The 17434-nt window shown below is 63.1% G+C and carries 20 protein-coding genes; 11 read left to right on the forward strand and 9 right to left on the reverse strand.

Annotated elements, in window-relative coordinates; genetic code table 11:
- Nucleotides 1-11: 11 nt before the first annotated feature.
- From Q1A91_RS01300 to Q1A91_RS01320, 5 genes are all read right to left on the reverse strand, one after another.
- The gene (locus tag Q1A91_RS01300; protein ID WP_299871687.1) at nt 12-3410 is read right to left on the reverse strand and encodes an efflux RND transporter permease subunit; all 3399 of its coding nucleotides are present in this window, start codon (nt 3408-3410) and stop codon (nt 12-14) included.
- A gap of 3 nt (nt 3411-3413) precedes the next feature.
- On the reverse strand, nt 3414-4874 hold the full coding sequence (locus Q1A91_RS01305; RefSeq protein ID WP_299871690.1) for an HlyD family efflux transporter periplasmic adaptor subunit: 1461 nt from the start codon (nt 4872-4874) through the stop codon (nt 3414-3416).
- Between the two features lie 120 nt (nt 4875-4994).
- On the reverse strand, nt 4995-5537 hold the full coding sequence (moaB, locus tag Q1A91_RS01310; RefSeq protein ID WP_299871693.1) for a molybdenum cofactor biosynthesis protein B: 543 nt from the start codon (nt 5535-5537) through the stop codon (nt 4995-4997).
- Complete coding sequence (locus Q1A91_RS01315) at nt 5534-6148, reverse strand: LysE family translocator (RefSeq protein WP_299871696.1); 615 nt, start codon at nt 6146-6148, stop codon at nt 5534-5536. The genes moaB and Q1A91_RS01315 overlap by 4 nt, the downstream gene beginning before the upstream one ends.
- Nucleotides 6141-6920 (reverse strand): uracil-DNA glycosylase, encoded by a 780-nt coding sequence (locus Q1A91_RS01320; RefSeq protein ID WP_299871698.1) that lies wholly within the window; start codon nt 6918-6920, stop codon nt 6141-6143. Before Q1A91_RS01320 ends, Q1A91_RS01315 begins: the two co-directional genes overlap by 8 nt.
- 105 nt (nt 6921-7025) lie before the next feature.
- Here Q1A91_RS01320 and Q1A91_RS01325 point away from each other — a divergent pair, with 105 nt between their 5' ends.
- From Q1A91_RS01325 to Q1A91_RS01355, 7 genes are all read left to right on the forward strand, one after another.
- Complete coding sequence (locus Q1A91_RS01325; RefSeq protein ID WP_299871701.1) at nt 7026-7970, forward strand: aspartate carbamoyltransferase catalytic subunit; 945 nt, start codon at nt 7026-7028, stop codon at nt 7968-7970.
- Nucleotides 7967-8506 carry a hypothetical protein gene (locus Q1A91_RS01330; protein ID WP_299871704.1) on the forward strand — a complete coding sequence of 180 codons (540 nt, stop codon included), beginning with the start codon at nt 7967-7969 and terminating at the stop codon, nt 8504-8506. Before Q1A91_RS01325 ends, Q1A91_RS01330 begins: the two co-directional genes overlap by 4 nt.
- The gene (locus Q1A91_RS01335; RefSeq protein WP_299871707.1) at nt 8503-9015 is read left to right on the forward strand and encodes a hypothetical protein; all 513 of its coding nucleotides are present in this window, start codon (nt 8503-8505) and stop codon (nt 9013-9015) included. The genes Q1A91_RS01330 and Q1A91_RS01335 overlap by 4 nt, the downstream gene beginning before the upstream one ends.
- The gene (pyrC, locus tag Q1A91_RS01340) at nt 9012-10289 is read left to right on the forward strand and encodes a dihydroorotase (protein ID WP_299871712.1); all 1278 of its coding nucleotides are present in this window, start codon (nt 9012-9014) and stop codon (nt 10287-10289) included. The genes Q1A91_RS01335 and pyrC overlap by 4 nt, the downstream gene beginning before the upstream one ends.
- Complete coding sequence (plsY, locus tag Q1A91_RS01345) at nt 10289-10897, forward strand: glycerol-3-phosphate 1-O-acyltransferase PlsY (RefSeq protein WP_299871715.1); 609 nt, start codon at nt 10289-10291, stop codon at nt 10895-10897. Before pyrC ends, plsY begins: the two co-directional genes overlap by 1 nt.
- Nucleotides 10894-11169, forward strand: coding sequence for a hypothetical protein (locus Q1A91_RS01350; RefSeq protein ID WP_299871718.1), 276 nt, complete (start codon nt 10894-10896; stop codon nt 11167-11169). The genes plsY and Q1A91_RS01350 overlap by 4 nt, the downstream gene beginning before the upstream one ends.
- A gap of 159 nt (nt 11170-11328) precedes the next feature.
- The gene (locus Q1A91_RS01355; protein ID WP_299871721.1) at nt 11329-11601 is read left to right on the forward strand and encodes a hypothetical protein; all 273 of its coding nucleotides are present in this window, start codon (nt 11329-11331) and stop codon (nt 11599-11601) included.
- 119 nt (nt 11602-11720) lie between these two features.
- Here Q1A91_RS01355 and Q1A91_RS01360 read toward each other — a convergent pair whose 3' ends face one another.
- The gene (locus Q1A91_RS01360; RefSeq protein ID WP_299871723.1) at nt 11721-12200 is read right to left on the reverse strand and encodes a hypothetical protein; all 480 of its coding nucleotides are present in this window, start codon (nt 12198-12200) and stop codon (nt 11721-11723) included.
- Between the two features lie 99 nt (nt 12201-12299).
- On the opposite strand from Q1A91_RS01360, the gene Q1A91_RS01365 reads away from it, so the two are divergent.
- The 4 genes from Q1A91_RS01365 (at nt 12300) to Q1A91_RS01380 (ending at nt 14512) form a co-directional block, all read left to right on the forward strand.
- Entirely contained in the window at nt 12300-12830 is a 531-nt protein-coding gene (locus Q1A91_RS01365; protein WP_299871725.1) for a MarR family transcriptional regulator, read from the forward strand.
- Nucleotides 12831-12863: 33 nt separating this feature from the next.
- On the forward strand, nt 12864-13328 hold the full coding sequence (locus tag Q1A91_RS01370; RefSeq protein WP_299871726.1) for a hypothetical protein: 465 nt from the start codon (nt 12864-12866) through the stop codon (nt 13326-13328).
- A gap of 23 nt (nt 13329-13351) precedes the next feature.
- Nucleotides 13352-13741, forward strand: coding sequence for a hypothetical protein (locus Q1A91_RS01375; protein ID WP_299871729.1), 390 nt, complete (start codon nt 13352-13354; stop codon nt 13739-13741).
- Between the two features lie 174 nt (nt 13742-13915).
- Complete coding sequence (locus tag Q1A91_RS01380; protein WP_299871732.1) at nt 13916-14512, forward strand: hypothetical protein; 597 nt, start codon at nt 13916-13918, stop codon at nt 14510-14512.
- A gap of 173 nt (nt 14513-14685) precedes the next feature.
- Here Q1A91_RS01380 and Q1A91_RS01385 read toward each other — a convergent pair whose 3' ends face one another.
- From Q1A91_RS01385 to Q1A91_RS01395, 3 genes are read right to left on the reverse strand one after another with little or no spacing between them, the layout of a single operon-like run.
- A complete protein-coding gene (locus Q1A91_RS01385; RefSeq protein ID WP_299871735.1) occupies nt 14686-16056 on the reverse strand; it encodes a glutamate--cysteine ligase in 1371 nt (456 codons plus the stop codon).
- A 60-nt stretch (nt 16057-16116) separates the two neighbouring features.
- A complete protein-coding gene (locus Q1A91_RS01390) occupies nt 16117-16644 on the reverse strand; it encodes a hypothetical protein (RefSeq protein ID WP_299871737.1) in 528 nt (175 codons plus the stop codon).
- 36 nt (nt 16645-16680) lie between these two features.
- Complete coding sequence (locus Q1A91_RS01395) at nt 16681-17433, reverse strand: 16S rRNA (uracil(1498)-N(3))-methyltransferase (protein ID WP_299871740.1); 753 nt, start codon at nt 17431-17433, stop codon at nt 16681-16683.
- Nucleotide 17434: the final 1 nt, after the last annotated feature.

The following is a 17434-nucleotide window of genomic DNA, read 5'->3' on the forward strand; positions in this document are numbered from 1 at the left end:
CGAACTGATCCTCAGGCCTGCCGCCCTCTGGCGCTGAGGACAAAAGCCAGCGCACCAAGGACATACCCCACAAACGCCACCACAGCCGCTCCGACGATAAACAGCAGCAGCGCCGTTGAACCGGCCCCCCGCTCCGCCAGCGCCGGGATCATTTGTGTCAGCGCGGGGTGCAACGCCCCCTGCCACAGGGCCCAGCCCAGCGTCAGCACGCCCCAGCCCGCAACCACCGCCCAAAGCACCGTCAGCCCCCAGCGCAGCCGCCCCACCGGCGCGCGCAGCCCGCGCCGCATCGCCGCGACCTGTCGCGCCATATCATGCTGCACAGCAACCAATGCGGGCACGACCAGCAGCACCAGCACCATGCCGAAACCCAGACCGTAAACCAGCGTGATCACCGTCGGTTTCAGGAACTGCGCCTGCTGGCTTTGCTCATAAAGCAGCGGCGCCATGCCCAGCACCGTGGTCAGCGTCGTCAGCATCACCGGCCTGAGCCGGTCCACTGCCCCTTCGATGATCGAGGGGATCAGCCCGCGCGTTTCCGCATGTTCGTCAATCGTGGTCACCAGCACGATGGAATCGTTGATGATGATCCCCGTCATGCCCAGTAAGCCCACCACGGTGAACATGCTCAGCGGCACCTCCCACAGCGCATGGCCATAGATCGTGCCCACCAGCCCGAAGGGAATGATCGCCATCACCACGAAAGGCCGCGTCCAGCTGCCAAAAACCCAGGCCAGCACGAGGAAGATGCCTGTCAGACACAGGATCAGCCCGGTCAGCGAATCCTGCAAGAACCGGTCTTCCTGCTCGCTCAGCCCCGCCAGCCGGAATGCCACCTGCCGTTCAGAGGCAATGCGCGGCAGGATCTCCTCCTGCAACGCCGCGCCAATCAGCGTCGCCCGCGCCGGATCATCCTCCGAGATGTCGCCGGTGACGGAAATCAGCCGCACGCCGTTCTCCCGCCGTACCGTGGAAAACCCCGTGCGCCGCTCCACGCTGACGATGTCGGCCAGCGGCACGTATATCCCGTCCGGGCTGCGCATCTGGGTCCGGTCAAGGAAATCGGCCGTCAACTCCCCCTCCGGCAGTTCCACCCGGATCGCGGCGGACCGGGGCCCGTCAGGATAGGTCGCCGCTTCGATCCCGCCCAGACGGTTGCGCAACGCGCGGCCCAGCGTGTCGATGGTAAAGCCCAGCGCCTGCCCCTGCGGGGTCAGATCAAGGATCAGCTCTTCCTTGTCGTAGGCCAGATTGTCCTGCACCGCGCTGACTTCGGGATATTGGCGCATCGCCGCTTGCAGGTCTTCGGAGGCAGCTTTGAGCGTATCGGTATCCGCCCCGTAGAACTGCACATCGAGCGCATCCCCACCGGGGCCGGACCGCCATCCGCGGAAGCTGACCGTTTCGGCCAGCGGATGGTTGATCACCTCGTCCTGAAGGGCTGCGACAAAGGCGAAGCTGGAGTAAGGCCGCAAGTCCGCGTCGATCAGTTCGATGGAAATGCCACCCAGCAGATCGGCGTCCTTGGTATCCGCCCCTGACAGGCCCCAGCCCGCATTGCCGCCGACCTGCGCGATGACGTAATCGAGCGGATTGCGGCCATATTCCTCTTCGTAGCGCGCGCCCAGCGCTTCGGTGGCGCGCTGCATGTTGCGCATCATCTCAAGCGTATCGGCGCGGGTGGCCCCTTCGGCCATGGCGAAGTTGCCGGTGACCGATCCGCGTTCCGGCGCGTTGAAGAACCGCCACTGCACCTCGCCCGAGATGAACAGCGCCACCTGACTGGCAAGGATCGCAACCACACCCGCCAGCACCGCATAGCGCGCGGCAATCACGCCGGCCATGAAGGGGCGGAACAGCGTCTCCCGCACCCAGACGAAGCCCTTGTTCACCACGCGGCTGGGCATGTCGTACCAGTGTTCCCTGGCCTGTGCCTTCATCGCATGGGCCATGTGGTTGGGCAGGATCAGGAAGCATTCGACCAGACTGGCAACCAGAACAGCAATCACGGTGAAAGGAATGTCACGGATCAGATCGCCAAAACGCCCCCCCACGGCGACCAGCCCGAAGAAAGCAATCACGGTCGTCAGCGTCGCGGCAAAGACCGGCATCGCCATGCGCCGCGCGGCGTTCTCTGCCGCCTGCATCGGGGTGTCGCCGTTCCGGAAGCGGTGATCGGCGTGTTCGCCCACCACAATCGCGTCATCCACCACGATGCCCAGCGTGATGATCAGCCCGAAAAGGGAGATCATGTTCAACGTCAGCCCGCCCGCATACATCAGCGCAATCGCAGCCCCCATCGCGACCGGGATGCCCGCCGCCACCCAGAAGGCCGTGCGCGCGTTGAGGAACAGGAACAGCAGGCAGACCACCAAAGCCAGACCGGTCAGGCCGTTGTCGATCAACAGATCCAGACGCCCTGTGATCGCCGCCGCCCGCGTGCGGATCAGCTCAAGCGTCACGGTGGCAGGCAGGCTCGCCTCCAGTTCTGCCGCGACCGTTTCCACGGTTTCCTGAATGCCAATCGCATCGCCGCCGTTGGAGCGGTCCACCCGCACCGACATCGCAGGCGTGTCGCCCACGAAAAAGCTCCGCTCCCGATCGACCCCTTCGTCGATGACGCGGGCAATATCGCCCACCACCAGCTTTGATCCATCCGGATTGGACCGCAACACCACTTCGGCGATCTGCTGGGGGGAGCGTTTGGCCGTGCCTGTGCGCACCCGTGCATTGGCGCCCGACACATCCCCTGCCGGGTCTGCATCGACCTCTTCGGCGATGGCTGCCGCGATCTCGGCCATGGTGATGTCATAGGCGATCAGACTGGTGGAGGAGACCTCCACCAATGTCTGGGGCGCGGCGACACCCTGAATGGTCGTGCGCGTCACCCCGGCGGCAAACAGGCGGGTGACAAATTCATCGGCGAACCGGCCCAACTGATCCGGTGCAACCGGCCCGGTGATCACCACATCCGTCACCCGGTCGCGCCAGGCACCGCGTTTGACCTCCGGATCTTCGGCCTCTGACGGCAAGGTCGTGACGGCATCTACCGCCGTTTGCACGTCATTGGCTGCACGCCCCATGTCCCAGCCGGGATCAAACTCCAGCCTGATCACGGCACGCCCCTCCCGCGAGGTGCTTTCGGTGCTTTCCACGCCCTCAACGCTCAACAATGCGGGTTCCAGCACCTGCACGATGGCGCTGTCCACATCCTCGGCCCCTGCCCCTTCCCAAACCGTGGTGACCGAGACGTTGTCGAGGATCACATCAGGAAAGAACTGCGCCCGCATGTTGGGGATTGCAGCAGCACCCGCGACCAGCAACATGACCAGCAACAGGTTCGCCGCCGTGCGGTGCCGCACAAAATAGGACAGGACACCACCCGCCGCACCGGGGATCTGGCGCGCCATGCCCTAGCCCCCCATCCGGCTTTCGATGCGCGCAACCATCTGCGCAGGCACCTTGGGTTCTGCCAACCGGGCCAAGACGCGCGCCTTGGCTTCCTTCGGCATGCGGTTGTTGCTTTCCACAAACGCCACCAGCCGCGCGCGGCGCTCATCGCTCAACTCCAGCATCTCCGGCCCGGCCTCAACCGCGGCCTGCGCATCGCCGGGCTGGATCGGTTTCACCGCGATCCCCGCGCCCAACAACGGAGAACGTTCGCGCACCACCGAGCGCCCTTCGATGGGGCCGCGCACCAGCACGTCATCGCCCTGACGGCGCATCAGTTCGACGCTGACCGCCTCCAGACGATCCTCACTGTCCAGCACCAGCACGTCGTCCCGCGCATCCAGCGCGGAAGCAGGCAAACGCACCACATCAACCAGCAGCGGTTCCTGCACGCGCACGGTCACAAAATCACCCTGCTTGAACCCGGCAGCCTCCCGCAGGGTCGCAAAAATCAAGCGGCCCGTCGCCCCCGCACCCGCCGCCGCACTGGCGCGGGTGATCTGCCCGCGGGCATCCAGATCAAGGCCTGCCACGTCGAGTGTCGCCCGGATCTCGGCCTTCAGAAGACTGCTGTCTGCCCCCAGCAGCCGCGCGTATTGCGCGGTGGAGACACGAAAGGACACTTCCAGATCATCCGGATCAATCAACTCCGCCAGCCGCTCATTGGCAGACACCAGCCGCCCCACCACCACATCCGTGGCCGACAACGTGCCGTCAAAGGGTGCGGTGATCGTCGTGTCCGCCAACCGCCGCTCCGCCTCCGCCAGCGCAATGCGGGTGCGCGACAGACGTGTGGCGGCCAGATCAACGCGCACTTCGGCCTGCGCTTCGGCCTGCCTGCGCGACAACACCGACTGGCGCGCCGCCGCCGCCGCCAGTTCAGCCGTCTCCGTCGCGGTGGCCGTGCCGACCCCGCGTGCCGCCAGATCAACCTGACGGTCAAACGCCCGTGCCCGCAGGTCGGATTGCTCCACCGCTGCGGCCAGTTCATCCTGCGCCAGGATCAATCCCCGCTTGGCATCGCGTTCCTCGGCTGCGGCATCGGCCAGATCGTTCTTGGCCCGGTCCACCGCGTCCTGGGCATTCGCCGGGTCCAGACGGACCAACACCTGCCCGGCAGTCACCGCGCCACCGTCCTGAAAGGCATCCGACAGCTCAATCACCCGCCCGCCAACAGCCGCGCGCAACTCCAGCAAACGGCGGCTTTGCACCTCACCATAGGTCTCCAGCGTGGGCACGATGTCCTCGGCCTGCGCCGTGATCACATTCACCGCAAAGACCCGCTCCCGCGCAGGCGGCGCGCTGGCATCATCGGCCAGCCGCTCCTGCACCGCCCCTCCCACCAGCGATGCGGCGTAAACCAGCAGCCCCACCGCCACGGAGGCCAGAAACAAGCCAATCATCGTCTGCCGCAAAAACCGCATAAAGGTCGGACCCTCAGTTCACCCCGTATCACTGACGCATAAGGTAAGGGGCGCGCCAGAAATACCAAATCACGTTATGGTACGGATGACATACAGTTTTCCGTCGCACAGCGCCCGAATTTATTTGCGGCGCTTGTGTTCATCCAGCCGGGGCATGATCTCGACAAAGTTGCAGGGCCGGTGCCGGTAATCGAGCTGTTTGAGCAAAATCTCGTCCCAGGCATCCTTGCAGGCCCCCGGTGATCCGGGCAGCGCAAAAAGGTACGTGCCATTGGCAACGCCACCCGTCGCCCGGCTCTGCACGGCAGAAGTGCCGATCTTTTGCATCGAGACCATGGTGAAAACCGTCCCGAAAGCGTCGATCTCTTTCTCATAGACATCGCGGTGGGCCTCCACCGTGACATCGCGCCCGGTCAGCCCCGTGCCCCCCGTTGTCAGGATCACGTCGATCTCCGGGTCCTCGCTCCATGCGCGCAGCTGATCGGCGATCAGCTTACGCTCATCGGGCATGATATGGCGCGCCGCCAGCGTATGGCCTGCGCCCGTCAGCCGGTCCACCAGCACATCGCCTGAGCGGTCCTGTGACGCATCCCGGCTGTCCGATACCGTCAGCACCGCAATGCGAACGGCAATGAATTCAATGCTCTCGTCAATTCTGCTCATACCCGCTCCATCACGGCCAGCCTTGCGGCCAGCGCCACGAAAATACCGCTGGTGATCCAGCCCAGCGCCTTGCCGCCCCGCACCATCCGCCGCCCGATGCCGGAGGCAAAGACACCCACCGCACCATTGATCACCAGCCCGCCAAGCGAAATGACAAAGCCCAGCACCAGAAACTGCCCCAGGACGCTGCCCGCGTCGGGCCGAACGAACTGCGGCAGAAAGGCCAACACAAACAGGATCACTTTGGGGTTGGTCAGGTTCACCAGCAGCCCGGTCACAAATGCCTTGCGGGCTGTCAGCCCCGGCGCGCGATCCGTGGTGTCGCCACTCTCGCGCAGGACCTGCGCCGCAAGATAGAGCAGGTACAGAACCCCAACCCAGCGGATCACGTCAAAGGCCCAGGGCGCTTGCGCGATCACCGCGCCCAATCCCAGACCCGCAATTGTGACATGCACGAAACTGCCCGTGCTGATCCCCGCACTCGCCGCCATGGCCGCCCGTGGGCCCGACCGCATGCCTTGCCCGAAACAGAACAGCATATCCGCCCCCGGCGTCAGGTTCAGCGCAAGGGCGGCAGGCACAAAGGCCGCAAGGGTCAGCAGATCAACCATTGCGCAGATGCGCCTTGAGGCTTAACAAATCCGCCCAGGCCTCCCGTTTGAAACCGGGACTGCGCAGCAGATAGGCCGGGTGAAAGATCGGCAGCGCCGGCAGGCCCGCCGCCTGCGTCCATTCGCCCCTGAGCCGCGTGATACCCCGCTTGCCCAGCAATGTCTGGCACGACCAATTGCCCACCAGCACCAGCACCTTGGGCTGCGCCAGCGCGATGTGGCGCAGCAGGAAAGGTTTCATCATCGCAATCTCATCCGGCTTTGGATCGCGGTTCTGCGGCGGCCGCCACGGCAGCACGTTGGTGATATAGACCGGCGAATCCTCCCGCGTGCGCCCCCGGTCAATCGCGCCCAGCATCTTGTCCAGCAACTGCCCCGCGCGGCCGACAAAGGGCTTGCCTTCGCGGTCCTCGTCCCGCCCCGGCGCCTCCCCCACGATCATCACCGGCGCGCCCGGTATCCCGTCGGAGAACACCAGATTGCGCGCGCCTTTCTTCAACTCACAATGCTCAAACGCCGCCATCACGGCCCGCAGCGCGTCCAGATCCTGTGCCGCCGCTGCCGCCTGTTCAGCCACTGCAACCGGGTCCACCTTGGGCGGTGGCGCAGGCCGTCCGGGTTTGGCTGCCGCTGCTTTGGCAGGCTTCGCCGCCGCTGTCGCAGCAGGCAGGTCATAGCGGTTCACGGGGGCATCCAGTATCGCCTCCGTCGCGCCGAGTTCGACCTGCCAGTCCAGCAGCGCAAGGTCGTGATGAAAGGTCGCTGATTCCATGGGACAGACTCTACCCTGCCCGCCGCCCATTCAAAATGCCCAAACGCCTTGCCGCCGCCTTGCCCCTGCGCGTATACGAGCGCCAGCACGTGAAAGGGCCGCGCCATGTCTTTCCCACACCGTCATCTTCTGGGCATCGAACAACTGTCACAGGGCGATATCACCACGCTTCTGGACCTTGCCGACCGCTATGCCGCCCTGAACCGGCAGCCGGACAAACACAGCGACGCACTGGCGGGGCTGACGCAGATCAACATGTTCTTTGAAAACTCCACCCGCACACAGGCGAGTTTCGAGATCGCGGGCAAACGCCTTGGGGCGGATGTGATGAACATGGCGATGCAGGCCTCGTCGATCAAAAAGGGCGAGACGCTGATTGACACAGCGATGACCCTCAACGCCATGCATCCCGACATGCTGGTGGTCCGCCATCCGCAGTCCGGTGCGGTGGACCTGTTGGCCCAGAAAGTAAACTGCGCCGTCCTGAACGCAGGCGATGGCCGCCACGAACACCCCACGCAGGCGCTACTGGATGCGCTGACAATCCGCCGCAAGAAAGGCCGCTTGCACCGTCTTTCCATCGCCATCTGCGGCGACATCGCACACAGCCGCGTGGCCCGCTCCAACATCCTGCTGCTGGGCAAGATGGAAAACCGCTTGCGCCTGATTGGCCCGCCAACGCTCATGCCCTCCGGCATTGCCGACTTCGGCGTGGAGGTCTTTGACAATATGGCCGAAGGTCTGAAGGATGTGGACGTGGTGATGATGCTGCGCCTGCAACGCGAACGCATGGATGGCGGGTTTATCCCGTCGGAACGCGAATATTACCACCGCTACGGGCTGGACGCCGCGAAACTCTCCCACGCCGCCGACGACGCCATCGTCATGCACCCCGGCCCGATGAACCGCGGCGTTGAAATCGACGGCACATTGGCCGACGACATCAACCGCAGCGTCATTCAGGAACAGGTCGAAATGGGCGTGGCCGTGCGCATGGCCGCGATGGATTTGCTGGCGCGCAACCGGACCCAGACAGGAGCCGCCGCATGAAACGCCCCATCAAGGTCCCCGCAAACGAAGCGCTGCACATCCGCGTCTTCGCCCTGTCGATGTCCGACGCCCGCGCCAAGACCCTTCTGGCCACCCTGCCCAACGCCCTGGGGGTGGAAAACATCGACCCTGCGGGTGTGGAAGTCTTTGCCCGCACCAGCCTCGGCGATCTGTCCCTCTCCAACTTCCTGATCGAAGGCAATGACGTGATTGCCGAAACGGTTGAGCCCGACCGCGCCAAGCTCGATGCGCTGGAAGGGCACATCATGCTGGTCTACTCCTCCGCCTTCAATTCGCGCGCGCAGGAACTGACGCCACAACCCGAACTGACCCTCATCGGCACCTACCCGCAGCACGGCATCGATACGACCAGCAAGGTTGATCTTGAGACACCTTCCGCCCTGCCGCAGGACGTGGAGCCTGAACTGCCTGCCAAAAAGCGCCCCTCTGACGCCGCCATGTCAGGCCGGATCGCCATGATCGCGCTGTTGGTGGCCTTCTTCGTGGTCGCGATGATGCTCTGGATCGGGGGATGAGTGAGGATGAGGAATGGGACGCACTGCTTGATCCAGACGAGCGGGTCATTTGGCAGGGCAGACCGTCAAGCCGTATACGGGATGCCTTCGACATCCCTGGTTTTCTTGTAATGACGGTAATTCTAGTTCTACTCTATGCTGCTGCGCATGGTTCTACTCACGATCAGCGAGACGAAGCGAGATTTGGGGTTGGTTTTCTCATCCTATTTTTTGCGTGTGTCCCGTTCTGGAAAGCGTTTCAGCGCAGCCGCGCCTCTTACCTGCTGACCAACAAACGCGCGTTCATCAGCTATCGTGGGCCGATGGGGCATAAGTTGGACATCATTCCCATCACGCCAGACATCAGGTTCAAATTGAAAGAGGGGCGTCGCAACGCGGTGTTGTTCGCTGAGCGTGAAGACCATTGGAGTTCCGGATCTGAGGGCGAGTCTGATATCGGGTTCGAAATGCTCGACGACCCCCACGCTGTCTACCAATTGCTCCGCTCCGTCCAAAGAGGCACCGCATGACCACCACCCACTTTATCAACGCCCGGCTCATCGACCCTGAAGCCGGCACCGACACCCTTGGCCACCTGACGGTCGCGAATGGCATTATCCAAGACATCACCACAGGCACAGCGCCAAACGGCACCCATATCATCGACTGCAAAGGCCGCGCCCTTGCCCCCGGTATCGTTGATCTGGGTGTGAAAGTCTGCGAACCCGGTGAGCGGCACAAGGAAAGCTACCGCTCCGCCGGCCGTGCCGCTGCCGCAGGCGGGGTGACCACGATGATCACCCGTCCCGACACGACCCCCGCCACCGACACGCCCGAGGCGCTGGAATTCGTCACCCGCCGCGCCAATGAAGCCGCCCCAGTGAATGTCGTCCCCATGGCCGCCCTCACCAAAGGCCGTGAGGGGCGAGAGATGACCGAAATCGGTTTTCTCACCGACGCAGGCGCCGCTGCCTTCACCGATTGCGACCGCGTTGTGACCGATACCAAAGTCTTCACCCGCGCCCTCACCTATGCCCGCAGCCTTGGCGCGCTGGTCATCGCCCACCCGCAGGAACCGATCCTCAGCGCCGGTGCGGCGGCGACCTCCGGCAAGTTCGCCTCCCTCCGTGGTCTGCCCGCCGTCTCCCCCATGGCCGAACGGATGGGGCTGGAACGGGACATGGCGCTGGTTGAGATGACCGGAGCACGCTACCACGCCGATCAGATCACAACCGCCGCCGCCCTGCCCGCGCTCAAACGCGCCAAGGATGCAGGCCTCGATGTCACCGCAGGCGTGGGCATTCACCACCTGACGCTCAATGCGCTCGACGTCTCCGACTACCGCACTTTCTTCAAGGTCAAACCGCCCCTGCGGGATGAAGACGACCGCCTTGCCGTGGCCCATGCGGTGGCGGAGGGGCTGATTGACATCATCTCATCCATGCACACCCCGCAGGACGAGGAAAGCAAACGCCTGCCGTTTGAGGAAGCCGCCTCCGGTGCCGTTGGGTTGGAGACCCTCCTGCCCGCCGCCATGCGTCTGGTCCATGCGGAAATCATGGACCTGCCCCACCTCTGGCGCGCCCTGTCGCTGAACCCCGCCAAACGCCTGCGGCTGCCCGGTGGCCGTCTGGCCGAAGGTGCCCCTGCCGATCTGGTCCTCTTCGATCCGGATGCGCCTTTCGTGCTGGACCGCACCACGCTCCAGTCCAAATCCCGCAACACGCCGTTTGACGGCATGCGGATGCAGGGTAAGGTGCTGCAAACCTTCGTTGCAGGCACTTCCGTATTTGAGGCCCCCTGATGCCCCTATTTGAAACCGCCCTCCCGCTCCTTCTGGCATGGGGTCTGTTTGGATACCTGCTTGGCTCCATTCCCTTCGGTATGATCATCGCCCGTGTTATGGGGCTGGGCAACCTGCGCGACATCGGATCGGGTAACATCGGAGCGACAAACGTGCTGCGCACAGGCAGCAAACCTGCCGCCGCGATGACCCTGCTGCTGGATGGTGGCAAGGGTGCCGCCGCCGTTCTGATCGCGCGCGCCTTTGCTTCTGAAGACGCCGTGCAAATCGCGGCTCTCGCTGCAATGATCGGGCATTGCTATCCGATCTGGCTGCGGTTTGCGGGGGGCAAGGGCGTGGCGACATTCCTTGGCATCCTGATCGCACTGGCGTGGCCCGTTGGTGTCGCCTGCTGTGTCGTCTGGCTGATCGCCGCCGCACTCAGCCGCACCTCATCCATGGCAGCCCTTGCCGCCGCGTCTGCCTCTACCTTCCTGATGATGTTTCTTGGTTACGGACAGGCGATGGTGCTGGGCATCCTGCTGACGCTGCTGATCTTCTGGCGACACCGCGCCAATATCTCCCGCCTGCGCGCCGGCACGGAGCCGAAGATCGGCCAAAAGGGGTGACACCCCCCGCCGATGTGCCGGCCCTGCTGAGCGCCCTGCCCCACGGCACGGTGACGGGCACCGCATTCGGGCGCACCTATGTCGCCACCCGCAGCATCTTCAACAACGGCAAATCCGAAAAGCTCGTGGCTGAGGAACGCGGCGGGACGGATTACATCAGCCTCAACCTTTACCACCTTGCCGCCGGTCCGCAGCTCTACCCCTGCGAAATGCCCGCAGAGAAGGTCATCGCCTTCCTGCGTGCCTTCACGCCGGACACTGCGCCGGATTGAACAGACCCGCCCCGCCGCCCGGTTGATAAGCCCAAGCAACTGCTTAAGTGGAGGGCAGATCGAGACACCACACAGCGCTTATCCAGCCCTCACGACCCACCCGGACAGCGCACGCTGGCCACACCGATAGGACAGGCAAACATCAAAGGCAGGACTGACATGCTTCAAAAACACATCGCAACACTGGCACTTACCTTTGGACTGGCATTCGGTGCCTCAACGGTGCCGACCACCGCTGACGCCTCTCAGCGTCTCTCGATGACCGAGGCAAAGAGGATATGCCTCAAGCGCGCTGAACGTTACGCCACCGATAGCGTGGGGCCAAACGGACGGTATCGCTCACCCTATGAAGTACGCGCGATGTATCAGCGGTGTATCTACCGCTACACGCGGGAACACGTGCGCAATGTCCCCCCGATTGGGCGCAGATAGCCTGCCTCTCGGACCCGGCAGCCTTGTCGAAAGGCAGGACGTGCCGTGTGGAGTGCTGAGGTTGCCACAATCGGCGCGATGAACCGGACGCGCAGACGGAAACCCCGGCGTCCATCTTGCTACCAACGCGGGCTGAGCCGCCTGACCGCATCGCGCAGCACCGGCACGATCACATCAACCTCGCGCGCGCCTTCGTCACTGGATACATACCCCGCATGCAGATGCGGTCCCTCCGCCTGCACGACTTCATGAACCAGCCGCCCGTCCTCAACCGAACGGTGATCATCCAGACACCGGCCCCGCCGTTCCGCAACCAGCTCGCGGCACATCTGAACCCGGCCTGCGTCATACAAAGCCATCGGATGGGCAAACCCCGACCCCTCCGCGTAGTCTTCCATTATCCGCACCACAACCGTGACCGATCCCTGACAATCGCGACACTGCATCACGATCTGATCTGCGCTGCGCATCTCTTCCCAAGTGCCCACGGCGGCCAGCCCTCTGCGCAACCCGTCTGCCGCACGCTCCATATAGACAGAACTGTCTTCGGCACGGGCCATGCCCGCGCCCCAGATCAAAAGGAAGGTGAGTATCCGCATGCCCGACCCCTACCGTGCGGGCGCCGGAAAGAAAACACTTGCCACTCCCGTCCATTCTGATATTTCTGTCATTACAGAAATTAATAGCGAGTCGGAAACATGCACCTCACCCCCGCCATGCAGAACTTCATCCTCCACTGGGGGGATATGGGGGCGAAATGGGGCACCAACCGCTCCGTGGCGCAGATCCATGCGCTTCTGCATATCTCTCCCGATGCGCTGAGCGCGGATGAGATTTGCGATCTGCTGAACCTTGCCCGCTCCAACGTGTCCAATGGCCTGAAGGAATTGCAATCGCTCGGCATGGTCAAATCCCAACGCAAACTGGGCGACCGGCGCGATCACTTCACCTCCATCCGCGACATGTTCGATCTGGTCACCACCGTTGTTGAGTCCCGCCGCGAGCGGGAGTTTGCCCCCACCCTGCAAGCCCTGCGCGCCGTGCAGGCGGAAGCCGAGGACGACGCGACGCCACCGGCGGTCAAGGAGCGGATCAACGAAACGCTCACGACCATGCAGATGTTCGACGATTGGTATCGCGACGTCTCCCGCCTGCCCCGTGCGGTACAACTGTCGGTGATCAAACTCGGCGGCCGCGTCGCGCGCTTCCTGCCCAAGGGCAAAAGCTGACTTTCCCTTTTTATTTACCCGGAGATTTCTCTCATGACAGAAATACTTGAAAAGATCGAAATGCGCATGCAGGCCCGCGCGGAAAAACGCGCCGCCGCACCGCGTTACATCATTGATCCGGTGGCATTTTTCGTGGCGCTGCTTGGGGGGCCGCTGCTGGTGACCGCGCTCAGCTTCTGGATGCTGTTCATCCCTGTCTTCGCCCTCGCCTTTGGTGGACCGTTCTATTTGTTGATCGGCACCCCACTACTGCTCTGGCATTTGCGCCGCACTGGCGGAGAGACCCGCGATATCGCCGCCCTCGCCTTCTTCGCCAACCTCATGATCTTCCCTTTGGGCGCAGTAGCCGCCGTGCTCACCCACGACAAGGAGATCTTTACCGGCGCCATGTTCATCGTCTGCTTTGGCATGATCTTCGCCCCTGCCTGGGCCTGGGGCTTTGGCTACCTCTACAACCGCCTGCGCCGCGATTTCTACGCACAACCACAATACATCTGATCACACTCGAAAGGACCAAACCCATGATTATGCTCGCACTTACCTATATCACCCTCGCACTGGCCGCCCTCATTGCCCTGTGCATCATGATCCTCAAAATCGGCCACCTGATCGGCACCTGCCCGCAAAGCAAAACCGCCGCCCATGCAGCCGCCGTGACCGTGGCCACCGGCTTTGCCGCAATCGGCAGCGGCGGGATCATCGTCATTGGCTCTGGATTGGCTTTGGCAGACGGCGCGGCCCTGCCCGCCTTCTTCCTCAGCCTCGGGTTCGCCGCCCTCTGCCTCGGCCTCGGCTTCACCCACGCCATCGCAACCCTGCGCGCCGTGGTGCGGATGCCCGCAGCGAAGGGCAAAGCGCCCAAAGCCAAGGCGGCCAAGAAACAAGCTGCGTCAGAGACCGCACCTGCCTGACCCCTCTTTGAATGGCATCGCCCTAAACAGGGGCCCTCGGACCCGAAGGCCCCTGTCGCGTCATGGCGGTCTGCCCTGCCGCCCAACGCCAAAAAATGCAAAAGGCGAGATGCGCGCTTTCACGACACGCAGGCACTTGCTAGAAAACCGCGAGCTTTTTGGGAGGTGAAGTTGATGATCAGGTTTGTACAGGAAACAGCATTTGTTTGTTGGTTGGTTTGCGTGGCATCGATCGCTTCGGCCAACCCCATTGGCGTGAACTTCAGCTCCTATGCGCCCGGCACACAGTTTCACTACAGCTATTCCGGCCTCATTGGGTCGGGCAGATACATCGACATCTACCAGGGCGTGACGAATGGCCAACACATCGTGCACCGCCATGCTGCCAAAGGGGGAAAACCTGGCCCGCTGCGCCGGATCATCGCCTATGACGCAGCCGGCCGGATGCTCTCGCAGGAACGCCGCGCCCTCCGGATGCGAACGGTTTGGCAGCCTTTTCACTGCGTCCGCTCCGGGCTGGCCCGCTGCGAACATGTGCGTATTACCTATGATGCCAAAACAGGCGCTGAGAAATCCAGTACCCGAAAGGCATACGAAACCAAGCTGCGCGGGCGGACATTGCATGTGGTGACAAACGCGGATTCGAACCGCCTCAAGTCAACGCACAAACTTGGCGAGAACAACCTGCTTGTCAAACGCAGTGAGACCATTCGGTCCAACGGAAAAAACGTCCGACAGACCGTTCAGCTGCAGAAAATCGTCCAACCCTGAACATGTTCCTCACCGGATATCCGGGCTGAACGACGGGACGCGTTGACCACCGATCGGGTTGGGCAGATCGAGATAGGTCAAGGGGGGCGCTACGACACGCCCATGCAAGCCTCCCCCAGCGCGCCACACCAGGCTCCACGTACGAGCTTGCAAGGGAAAATGTCTTCTGCGGCTCAGTAACTGTAATCCGCATAGATCCGGCTCAGATCCCCACCCCACTTGCCGTGGTAGTCCTCCAGCAACTCATCTGCCGGCACTTTCCCGCTCTCCACACTCTCTTTCAGCGCGTTCAGGAAATGCGTCTCATCCGGCACCAGACCACCCGCGCCCGCCCTTGCCCGGTTCTTCAGACCAAGCTCCGCCAGCGCCACCGCTTCGCGCGCGATGTCGTGCATGTTGATGCCCGTGACCTTGGCCTGCAAACCGTCAATGCTCGCCGCCGTCCGCAGCGCATCATGCTCCGCAGGCCCCCAGCCCTTGACCAGATCCCAGGCGCCATCCAGCGCCTCCTGATCATACATCAGCCCCACCCAGAACGCGGGCAAGGCACAGAGCCGCCGCCACGGCCCGCCATCCGCGCCGCGCATCTCGATGTACTTTTTCATCCGCGCTTCGGGGAAGGCCGTTGTCAGATGATCCGCCCAATCGCTCAGCGTCGGCGTCTCACCGGGCAATGCAGGCAATTTGCCCACCAGAAAATCCCGAAACGACATACCCAGCGCGTTGATATACGCACCGTCGCGGTAGACAAAATACATCGGCACATCGAGCGCATATTCCACCCAGCGTTCAAACCCGAAGCCCTCTTCAAAGACAAACGGCAAGGTGCCTGTGCGCGCCGCATCCAGATTGCGCCAAACCATCGAGCGTTGGGATTTATAGCCGTTCGCCCGCCCTTCAAAGAAGGGCGAATTGGCGAAAAGCGCTGTGGCCACCGATTGCAACGCAATCGCCACGCGCATCTTCTGGACCATGTCCGCCTCTGACCCGAAGTCGAGGTTCACCTGCACCGTGCAGGTCCGCCGCATCATCACCCGCCCCATGGTGCCCACGCGGGTCATATAGTCGTTCATCAGCTTGTAGCGGCCCTTGGGCATCAGATCCATCTGCTCATGCGTCCAGATGGGTGCACCGCCCAGCCCGATGAAACCCGCGCCAATCCGGTCCGCTACATCCTGCACTTCCCGCAAATGCACGTTCACCTCGTCGCAGGTCTCATGAATGGTCTCCAGCGGCGCGCCGGACAGCTCCAGCTGCCCCCCCGGCTCAAGCGAGATATTCGCGCCGTCCTTCTCCAGACCAATCAGCTTGCCCGCTTCTTCCACCGGCGACCAGCCGTGCCCGTCGCGCAGCCCCTCCAGCATCACGCGGATGGAGCGATCCCCCTCATAAGGCAGCGGTTTCAGCGTGTCCTTGCAGTAGCCGAACTTCTCGTGCTCCGTCCCGATGCGCCAGTCCTCTTTGGGTTTGCACCCGTCAGACAGATATTCTGCCAGTTGTTCGTGACGTTCGATCGGCCCGCCGCCGGATTGGGGGATGGACATGGGCTTCGCTCCGGGAGTTGGTTTCAAGACGTTCAGGGATGCTGCGATTTGCGCGGGGTGTCAATGCAGCAAGGCACCCTCCGGGCGCAGCGGACCACGCTGCCAGATCACAACTTCTTGACGCGGGTTGGCCTTCAGCGTGCTCAGCATCCGCTCGGTGCGCAGGCCCGGCAAGGTGGCAAAGGCATCAAACAAGCCATCCGCGCCAACCGCATTCACCGGGATCAGCAAAGGCGGCACGCCGCGTTGCTCCAACCGCCAGTGGGGCGGAAACATCGTGCCGCTCAGCACAAGGCTCTGCATTTCGCGCAGGTCAATTGTGCCGCCGGTCAGGGGGCCGAAATAGGTCACCTGCCCTTCGTCGACCTGCACCGCGCCCGCGCCATCCGCCGACCCGCGAAACCGCCCCCGCTGGATGCCGATCCAGACCAGCAAAGCCCCCACCACGATCAGCGCCACACCCGGAAAGCTCAGCAATGCCCCCGGCCCCAGCGCCAGATAGAGACCAAGGACAAGCGCCCCGCCGCCCACGATCACCTCGCGCCAGCGCCACACCTGCGCCTGTGCTTCTGGCCTGAAAAAGCTCATCTTACGTCCAATCGCTGAGCGCTCGTCGCTTAGTGTTCATTCGTCGAACCATTGCCAATCCCCCAACGCTCGTTGCCATAGCGCCATCGCAGCAACTGCTGCGGTATCGGCCCGCAGAATTCTAGGGCCTAACCCAGCATTGTAGACGGTGCCGTCCTGATTGCTAATCAAAGTGCGCTCTCGCTCGGAAAATCCACCCTCAGGCCCGACTAGAATTGCCCAGCTTTGGCGCGGCCCACACTTCCGGAATTGATCAAGCCCCGGATCTGGCGAACCTGCGCCAGTTTCATCGCAAAACATTATCATCCGGGAGCGGTCCCAATCCGCCAACAAACGATCCAGCTTCACCGCCTCCGCCACCTCCGGCACAAAGGTCCCGCCGCATTGCTCCGCGGCTTCCACCGCATGGGCCTGCAACCGGTCCCGATGCACCCGGCCTGCGTTTGTAAACTCCGTCATCACCGGCACGATCCGGGACGCGCCCATTTCCGCTGCCTTCTCCACAATGAAATCCGTGCGCGCCTTCTTGATCGGCGCAAACAGGAGCCACAGATCGGGGGGCATCTGCAAATCCCGCGTCAATGACACGCACATCAACACTCCGCCGCGCTTGCCCGCCTCCGCGACATCCGCCAGAAACTCCCCGTCCCGGCCATTGAACAAGAGCACCTGCGCCCCCACGCCCAGCCGCATCACCCCAAACAGGTAATGCGCCTGATCCCGCGACAAAGGAACCGATTGCCCCGGTGCCAAATCCTGCTCTACATACAATCTGATCTTTGCGCTCATG

It is taken from the genome of uncultured Sulfitobacter sp. (genome assembly GCF_947500075.1).
Lineage (GTDB): Bacteria > Pseudomonadota > Alphaproteobacteria > Rhodobacterales > Rhodobacteraceae > Sulfitobacter.